Origin of the sequence: Paenibacillus sp. P46E (genome assembly GCF_001909095.1) — a bacterium.
Lineage (GTDB): Bacteria > Bacillota > Bacilli > Paenibacillales > Paenibacillaceae > Paenibacillus_AQ > Paenibacillus_AQ helianthi.
Genome location: NZ_LVYZ01000090.1, coordinates 1 through 8,285, shown reverse-complemented (window position 1 = coordinate 8,285; position 8,285 = coordinate 1). Strand labels below are relative to the sequence as shown.

The 8,285-nt window shown below is 44.0% G+C and carries 10 protein-coding genes and 1 pseudogene; 10 read left to right on the top strand and 1 reads right to left on the bottom strand.

All coding sequences use genetic code 11. The features are described from left to right. The first annotated feature begins 267 nt into the window (after nucleotides 1–267). Both A3849_RS29850 and A3849_RS32605 read left to right on the top strand, forming a co-directional pair. Nucleotides 268–723, top strand: coding sequence for a DinB family protein (locus A3849_RS29850; protein ID WP_074114705.1), 456 nt, complete (start codon nucleotides 268–270; stop codon nucleotides 721–723). Nucleotides 724–737: 14 nt separating this feature from the next. Next, a pseudogene (locus tag A3849_RS32605) lies at nucleotides 738–862 on the top strand (phosphorylase family protein); the annotation flags it as partial. A gap of 556 nt (nucleotides 863–1,418) precedes the next feature. Here the strand turns inward: A3849_RS32605 and A3849_RS29840 are convergent. Next, entirely contained in the window at nucleotides 1,419–1,964 is a 546-nt protein-coding gene (locus tag A3849_RS29840) for a TetR/AcrR family transcriptional regulator (RefSeq protein WP_074114704.1), read from the bottom strand. A gap of 153 nt (nucleotides 1,965–2,117) precedes the next feature. Here A3849_RS29840 and A3849_RS33805 point away from each other — a divergent pair, with 153 nt between their 5' ends. The 8 genes from A3849_RS33805 to A3849_RS29805 all read left to right on the top strand — a co-directional run bounded on the left by A3849_RS33805 (nucleotide 2,118) and on the right by A3849_RS29805 (nucleotide 7,926). Next, nucleotides 2,118–2,714 carry an MFS transporter gene (locus A3849_RS33805; protein ID WP_256701095.1) on the top strand — a complete coding sequence of 199 codons (597 nt, stop codon included), beginning with the start codon at nucleotides 2,118–2,120 and terminating at the stop codon, nucleotides 2,712–2,714. A gap of 12 nt (nucleotides 2,715–2,726) precedes the next feature. Beyond that, a complete protein-coding gene (locus A3849_RS33800) occupies nucleotides 2,727–3,299 on the top strand; it encodes an MFS transporter (RefSeq protein ID WP_256701093.1) in 573 nt (190 codons plus the stop codon). After that, the gene (locus tag A3849_RS29830) at nucleotides 3,296–4,054 is read left to right on the top strand and encodes a carboxymuconolactone decarboxylase family protein (protein WP_074114703.1); all 759 of its coding nucleotides are present in this window, start codon (nucleotides 3,296–3,298) and stop codon (nucleotides 4,052–4,054) included. Before A3849_RS33800 ends, A3849_RS29830 begins: the two co-directional genes overlap by 4 nt. Nucleotides 4,055–4,081: 27 nt before the next feature. Further along, complete coding sequence (locus A3849_RS29825) at nucleotides 4,082–4,951, top strand: aldo/keto reductase (RefSeq protein ID WP_074114702.1); 870 nt, start codon at nucleotides 4,082–4,084, stop codon at nucleotides 4,949–4,951. A gap of 38 nt (nucleotides 4,952–4,989) precedes the next feature. After that, complete coding sequence (locus A3849_RS29820) at nucleotides 4,990–5,397, top strand: cupin domain-containing protein (protein ID WP_074114701.1); 408 nt, start codon at nucleotides 4,990–4,992, stop codon at nucleotides 5,395–5,397. 106 nt (nucleotides 5,398–5,503) lie between these two features. Beyond that, complete coding sequence (locus A3849_RS29815; RefSeq protein ID WP_256701092.1) at nucleotides 5,504–6,367, top strand: DUF3737 family protein; 864 nt, start codon at nucleotides 5,504–5,506, stop codon at nucleotides 6,365–6,367. Next, nucleotides 6,303–7,538 (top strand): MalY/PatB family protein, encoded by a 1,236-nt coding sequence (locus tag A3849_RS29810; RefSeq protein ID WP_256701096.1) that lies wholly within the window; start codon nucleotides 6,303–6,305, stop codon nucleotides 7,536–7,538. Before A3849_RS29815 ends, A3849_RS29810 begins: the two co-directional genes overlap by 65 nt. Before the next feature lie 25 nt (nucleotides 7,539–7,563). Next, entirely contained in the window at nucleotides 7,564–7,926 is a 363-nt protein-coding gene (locus tag A3849_RS29805; RefSeq protein WP_074114699.1) for a cyclophilin-like fold protein, read from the top strand. Nucleotides 7,927–8,285 lie beyond the last annotated feature (359 nt).

Below are 8,285 nucleotides of genomic sequence, written 5' to 3'. Positions count from 1 at the left end.
AAATAGGAGGGACCACCTTGTCCTGTTATAGGACCTAATTCCGATACAATAGTTCCCATTGGCCTCTACTGCATTGACCCCATCAAATTACAAATCCTAGACATTATAATATATTATGTAAATCAATTTCCGAATAAACTTATTAAAGCAAGGTTGTAAATATGATATAAATTTCTTAGTGGGCCTAGAGACTTTCCAAAACTGGAGAAGCTGTTACCGGAAACAGTTGGTTCAAGAAATCGTTGAGATGAAGAGGAGGAAACTGAAATGAAGACAATCAAGTGCATGATGGATCACCTGTACTGGGCGGACGGACGCATCCTGGACGCGCTCGAGAAGAGTGAGATGAATAACAAGGACCTGCTGATGCTGGTTCGACATATCGCGGTCGCGGAACAAGTCTGGCTGTCCCGATTGCAGGGCAAGGGCAGCCCGCAATATTCGTTGTGGGAGGAAGCTGCAGACCTGACGGCGATCCGAAAGATGTTCGAAGAAAACGCAGAGTGGTACCGCGTGTATATCGAGGGGCTCGAGGAATCTGATTTGGACGGGATGATCGACTATGAGAACCAGAGCGGACTTCTGTTCCGAACGTCCGTCCGGGACATCCTGTCGCAGGTCCTCCTACATGGACAATATCACAGGGGACAGATCAACCGAGCATTTCGGCTCGAATCAGCAGAGTCTGTCCAAATTGATTACATTACGTTCACGAGAATCTAGGGCCAATAATACTTTTAAGTGAAATCGTATATTCGTGGTGGAGTGGTCCGGCTTATATGAAACACCAGCTGAAATTCGTATGATTCGTACACTAGGCGCAGATGCCGTTGGTATGTCGACCGTACCGGAAATCATCGTAGATGAAGGTTATGAGGGAGCGAAAAAAGAATTATTGAAACAAATTAATGATCCTCATGTGAAAGAAATGATTAAGAACCAAAAATATTAAGTTGACATCCTTGAAAGAAATTCGTGATCTTCAGCGGCGGAACGGTTTAAAATAACCGCAACTGAAGGCCTTGTTATAGGAAGTGAAGTAATGGACCATGGAGCGGATCTGTAACCGGTTGGCCGAAATATTGAACTGCTATCCAAAATTCGAGCCATATATAACAGATATTCTATAGTTTATACTGTAATTCATGAAAGTAATTTAATTACATTTAATGGACAAAATGATGAGAGTAGTTTAACAACTCACTAGAGTTGTGACTTTTTATATGAACAACAAAAAGAGGCACCAACTGTTGGTAGACAAGAACTTGATCCCATTACCGAAAATGGACAAGAACTTGATCCTATTGCCGATTTGATGATCATCTAAATATGATGATTTTGAGCAATCCCGAATGGGAAAGCGTTCGCAGATAGCGGGAAAAAGATCCGAGGTCTAGCCTGCAATCTGCTTCAAGCCTCTACACTATTCTTTCTAACAAAACCCCAACTTGTTTTGCCATTTCTGCAGGTGGACAGGGCATTCCCTTGATGATCCACCATTCGACTATCCCAACATATGCAGTACCCATAAATCTTAGCATCACTTCTCCGGATAAGTCATGATTTCTCTCTTCGGATGGATCTACCTCGTCTTTGAATTCTTCAATAATAAATTCAAGAAAATAACTTCGAAAAGAAGGGGCTCCTTTGCTCGCCAGCATGGTCGAGAAAAATAAGTAGTTTCGTTCGAAATAGTCAAAGAATGCTTGTGTTGCGGTTCCCCAATCCATCTCACATGCCCAATCGCTAATTTCTCGCAAGGCCTGAATATGTTCCTCGATGAGCTTGTTTAATAGGTCGAACTTGTCTTGGTAATGGAGATAAATCGTAGCGCGGTGCACATTCGCCTTATCAGAAATGTCCTGTATGGTAATGTCATCAAAACTCTTTTTCGACATAAGTTCGATTACCGCTTTCTTAATGGCATCTTGCGACTTCAGAATTCTTCTGTCTATTTTCGGCATTCTAGATATATCTACCTTTCCACTGAATAATTGACATTTTTACACTCGGTGTCGATTAATCGACGAACCAAGCGATATTAACGATTGTATCAAATTAAATTTAGTTTATTATATACATGTGTCGATTAATCGATCAACATCTATTAATTTAATATGAGGCAGGTGATCATTATAAATAATACGATGAGGATATACATGCTTGCCTTCATTAGCTTTTTCGTCAGTACCTCGGAGTATGTAATTGCAGGTATTTTAGACAACATAGCGCAGTGGAGCCACATTTCACTAGCTGCGGCAGGACAGTTGATTACTGTCTTTGCGGTAGCCAATGCCATCGGATCACCAATAATTAACATGGCGACAGCACAATTAGACCGGCGGAAGCTTATGATTTTAGCGCTTTGGATCGTTGTGCTTGAAAGCGTCATGACGATTACGCTCCCGGGATTTGGCTTTCTGATCGTTTCGCGAATCGTTCTGGCTATCGGTGCAGGTGTCTTTGTCATTGCTGCCAAAACGATAGCTGCAAAGCTTGTGGCGCCAGGCAAGCAAGCCGGAGCGATCGGTACGGTCATCCTCGGATTCAGTGTAGCTTTAATCGTCGGTGTCCCGATCGGCCGAGTTGTGGCTGCGGAATTCGATTGGAAATTCATTTTTGTCGGCATTGGCATTCTTAGCTTATTGGCCGTTTTTACGGTTTACCGAATGATCCCGGCTACCGAAGGAGAGGCTGCGGTTCCACTCCTGTAGCAGATAGGCATTTTGAATAGCCCGATGCTATTTACGGGTTTTGGAATCACTTTCTTCTGGCAACTTGGTTATGCCATTCTTTTTACCTATATCGTTCCATTCCTGCTCAATGTCACCACAATGGAAGGGCATCAGATTAGTCTGGCACTGTTCATTTTCGGCATCGCGACTTTAGTCGGTTCGAAGTTCGGCGGCTTTATGACGGATCGAATCGGGATACCACGATCGCTATTAGGCGGAATGACTCTTCATGTCGTTGTGCTCATCCTGCTTTCTATGCTGCCCCATTCGGGTGTTATCGTCATGCCTCTTCTTATCCTGTGGGGGTTCTATGCTTGGTCATCTGGACCTGGTCTCCAATTGTACTTAGTAGAGTTGGTGCCGGAAGCATCGGGTATCATGCTGAGCTTATACGGCTCGGTTCTGCAACTCAGTATTGCGGCTGCCGGCGGATTTGGCGGCCTCGCAATCAATCGCTATTCCGTTCATGCGGTGAGTTGGACTGCCGCAGTGTCCGTCGCGATTGCCGTTATATTGGCGGTCATTAGCTTTGGTCAAAAACGCAACAAGGAGGTTTATGGATGAATAGAAGTGAGGAAAGCAATGAAAAGTACAAACAGCCAATTGGGGACACGGACCCGGCCGGGTATGCGACAGATCCGGATTTTCAAGATATTCTGAGCCGGTTTATTTTTGGAGATGCTTTTGATCAGGGATATCTGGATGAAAAACGGCTCGAGCTTATCACGCTGGTGGTGCTGACGACGAACCAAACCCTACCGCAGCTAAAAGCTCATGTCCATGCCGCACTGAACGTTGGACTCACACCCGTGGAGATTAAAGAGGCGGTCTACCAATGTGCGCCGTACCTGGGATTCCCTAAAACGTTGAATGCGATCCACGAGGTTAATGAAGTATTTAAAGCCGCCGATATTTCCTTACCGCTCGAGAGCCAGACACAGGTTGAAGAAGACTCACGGTTCGAGCAAGGACTTGCCGTGCAAACCAAGATCTTTGGCGATGTCATTCTTAAAATGCGCGAAAGTGCGCCGGTAAATCAAAAACACATACAGGATTACCTTTCGTCCTTTTGTTTTGGCGACTTCTATACCCGAAGTGGACTCGATTTGAAGACAAGGGAGCTATTGACGCTTTGCATCCTGTGTGCGCTTGGAGGCGCCGAAGGACAAGTCAGGGCACATGTACAGGGTAACGTAAATGTGGGCCATGACAAGGAAACCTTGATTGCTGCGATTACCCACTGCCTTCCCTATATAGGCTTTCCGCGCACCCTAAACGCATTGACCTGCGTGAATGAAATCATTCCTGAAGCTAATTAAATCAACCATTCAAAGGAGACAAAAATAATGTTTAACGAAACGTACGAACTATCTAACGGTGTAGTTATTCCCAAATTAGGTCTTGGTACCTGGCTGCTTAACGATGAACAGGCTGAACAGGCTGTACGCGATGCGATATCAATCGGATATCGCCATATCGATACGGCTCAGGCTTATGCGAATGAAGTTGGCGTGGGTAAGGGTATCCGTTCCTGCGGCGTCAACCGAGAAGAACTTTTCATTACCACAAAGGTTGCCGCAGAAGCAAAGAGCTATGATGCAGCTACGCAGTCCATTAATGAGTCTCTAGCTAAATTGGGTCTGGATTACATTGATCTTTTGATTATTCACAGCCCACAGCCATGGAGCGAGTTCCGAGAGGGAAACCGTTATTTCAATGAAAATAAAGAAGTATGGAAAGCCATGGAGGATGCTTATAAGGCAGGTAAAGTTAAGTCCATCGGCCTTTCTAACTTCCTTCAAGACGATGTGGAGAATATACTTGCGAACTGTGAGATCAAGCCTATGGTCAATCAGATTTTGGCACATGTGAGCAACACACCATTCGAGTTAATTCATTTCTGCCAGCAGAATGCCATTTTGGTCGAAGCTTATTCACCAATCGCACACGGTGCAATCCTGGATCATGCAGAGGTAAAGGCAATAGCTGATAAGTATGGTGTATCTGTTGCTCAGCTTAGCTTGCGATACGATATCCAGCTAGGTCTTGTAGTCATCCCTAAGTCGGCAAATCCGGACCATATGAGAAACAATGCAGAGCTTGATTTTGTGATCAGTGATGAGGACATGAAGACTTTGAAGCAGGTCGAAGCTATTCAGAACTACGGCGAGCACAGCTACTTTCCGGTCTTTGGGGAGAAAAATAAAGTAAATTGATTAGTAGATACTCATTTGATTGAAATGGAGAATGCGAAATGGCTAAACATGAAGAGGTCCAAAATGGCGTGATTTTTCCCGTGGGAGAGAAGAACGAAGCTTTTGCAAACTATTTTGTTGGACAGAGTTACCTGAAAGCGTTGGTTGCCGATCCTAAAGTTAATGTTGGCGTTGGAAATGTGACCTTTGAACCCGGCTGCAGAAATAACTGGCATATCCATCGAAACGGGTTTCAGCTTTTATTGATAACTGGTGGTGAAGGCTGGTACCAGGAAGAGGGGGAAACTGCCCAATTCCTGAAAGCCGGCGATGTTATTGTTACCCATGATGGTGTGAAACACTGGCATGGCGCTACAAAAGACAGCTGGTTTGAACATATTGCAATTACTGCGGGTACACCAGAATGGTTAGAGCCTGTATCAGATGAGGAATATAACAAACTTTAAGTGAAGAAAGCACAAGGAAACGGCAGCCGCCAAGCTGCCGTTTCTAATTGTCGCTTAACAAATTGTGTTAAGACTAATTTAGCAAAAATGGAGTGGATTAGACAATATGATTCAAGTAATCGATCAACAAATGCTAACCGGGGAAAGGGCCCTTTTTAAAAGTAAAAGTATTAATATCATGAATTCTGTTTTTGCTGATGGCGAGTCTCCCCTAAAGGAAAGTAATGATATTTTGATTCAAAATAGCATTTTCAAATGGAAGTATCCCTTATGGTATTGCAACGACATTCAAATAGACAAAACGACCTTTTTGGAAATGGCCCGATCAGGAATATGGTATACACATCACATTTCTATTAACGATAGCGTCATCGAGGCACCAAAGACATTTCGTCGTTCGACGGGAATCCGTTTGACGAATGTCGATTTACCCAATGCACATGAGAGTTTATGGAATTGCTCGGATATACAGTTAAATCATGTAAGCGCAAAGGGTGACTACTTTGGAATGAATAGCGAAAATATCTCCATCGAAGATTTCACATTGGTAGGAAACTATGCTTTTGATGGAGCGAAAAATATGACGATCCGTCATGCAAAGCTGATCTCGAAAGACGCCTTCTGGAATTGTGAGAATATCACCGTCTATGATTCCTTAATCATCGGAGAATATCTGGGTTGGAATTCAAAAAATATTACATTCATCAACTGCACAATTGAAAGCAATCAGGGAATGTGTTACGTGGATCGTCTAGTAATCGAGAACGGAACAATTCTTAATACCAACCTCGCCTTCGAATATTCAACCATTGAGGTGGAAGCCAAGACCGCCATCGACAGCGTAAAGAACCCAATCTCTGGAATGATTAAAGCAAAAGGTATCGGCGAGATCATTATTGACGACGATGAAATTATTGCCTCAAAAACCAGATATGAGCTGCAACAAGCAGGTGAACGCTTTGTCATTTAACTTTAATAAGATGATAAACCGTTTGAACACGAATTCTTATAAATGGGATGTTGGCGCTGGGGAACTGCCGATGTGGGTAGCGGATATGGATTTTGAGACCGCGCCAGCTGTCGCTGCCGCCCTGCTAAAGAGATTAAACCACCCTATTTATGGTTATACAACGGTGCCGGATCATTACTATGATGCGGTTGTCGGGTGGTGGGAAAGGCGACATCAGTATTCCATACAGAGAGAATGGATTATGTTTTGCACAGGTGTCGTGCCAGCAATTTCCTCAATCGTGCGCAAAATGACCAATCCGGGCGACAAAGTGCTCGTATTTTCGCCAGTATATAATATTTTTTATAACTCTATCAAGAATAATCAACGGGAAGTTCTCGCTAGTGAGTTGGTATACCAGGACCAACGCTATTCAATTGACTTTGATGATGTGGAGAAGAAGCTCGCAGATCCGGATACAACGCTGATGATCTTCTGCAACCCTCACAATCCAATCGGTAAAGTATGGAACAGACAAGATCTTGAGAAGCTGGGCAAGCTCTGTGTCAAGTATCAAGTACTCATCCTTTCGGATGAAATCCATTGTGATTTAACGCATCCAGGATATAAGTATGTTCCTTTTGCTTCCGTATCGGAGGAGATCGCTCATAACTGCATCACCTGCCTGGCTCCCACAAAAACATTCAATCTTGCGGGAATCCAAACGTCGAGCATTATTGTACCGAACCCGGAGATCCGCATACTTGTGAATCGAGGCATTAATACCGATGAAGTCGCTGAGCCTAATGTTTTTGCGATTGAAGCGGCAATCTCTGCCTACACGGACGGCGAGCCTTGGCTGCAAGGGTTAATAGATTATCTCAGGATGAATAAGCAGGTTCTGGAGCAATTTTTGGCTAGTGAGCTGCCACAAATTCAAGTCATCCCTTCGGAAGCCACTTATTTGGCTTGGATCGATTGCCAGGATATAACCAATAATGCAGGTCAATTATGTAAGTTCATTAGGGAAGAGACAGGGTTGTATGTCTCAGAGGGCGCTATTTATGGCGAGAATGGACATAGATTCATTCGCATGAATTACGCTTGCCCTAAAGAACGGCTTATCGATGGATTACAACGTTTGAAAAAAGGTATCGAGGCATATCAAAAAATGGAACAATTGAGCTCGTAAATATCTGAAGAGGATGAAATGAGAAATGAAGATGAAATTTACGGTTGGAAACGACGAATATATAGCCGTTTTAAATGACAGTCCAGCTGCCGCGGATTTTTTGACTATGCTTCCAATGACACTAACGTTGAAGGACTATGCAGGAACTGAAATGATCAGCGACCTTCCGGCACTTCTGTCTACGACGGGTTCTCCAACGGGGACTGCAGCTTCTGTAGGTGATATTACATACTACGCACCTTGGGGAAGCTTAGCGATTTTTTATCGGGATTTTGGCTATGCTCAGGGACTTATCACGTTAGGAAGAATTGAAGGAGATTGTAAAAAGCTTGCTTCCTATATGAAACCGATTGAATCGCGGGTAGATATTGTTTATAAAGAGAACTGATTCAACGGCTTTCCCTGGAGAACCGTTTTCGCCTCATCCGGTCGTTAGGGCTCCCTAGAGGGGGCTGTCCCAAAAGGGATAGCCCTTTGTTTTCAAGTAGGATCGTCGTGAGCCCTCGGGTGGACGCTCCGCGAACGGACCGTTGTTCCAATCGCTGTTGTCCCCAGATTTTATTTATTCTCCTTCGCGGTGAAAATCCGGGGACAAAGGCGACCGCTATCGCTTTTCCACAATCGTTCCGTCCTCTCCGCTGTTTAAGCGGGAAATGGGGTCTACAATCTTTAAAAAAAGCAAAAAAAAGAAACCATCCTTTGGTAAAATGGAGTTACCACACAACCATTTCAAAGGAGAGGTTTCTT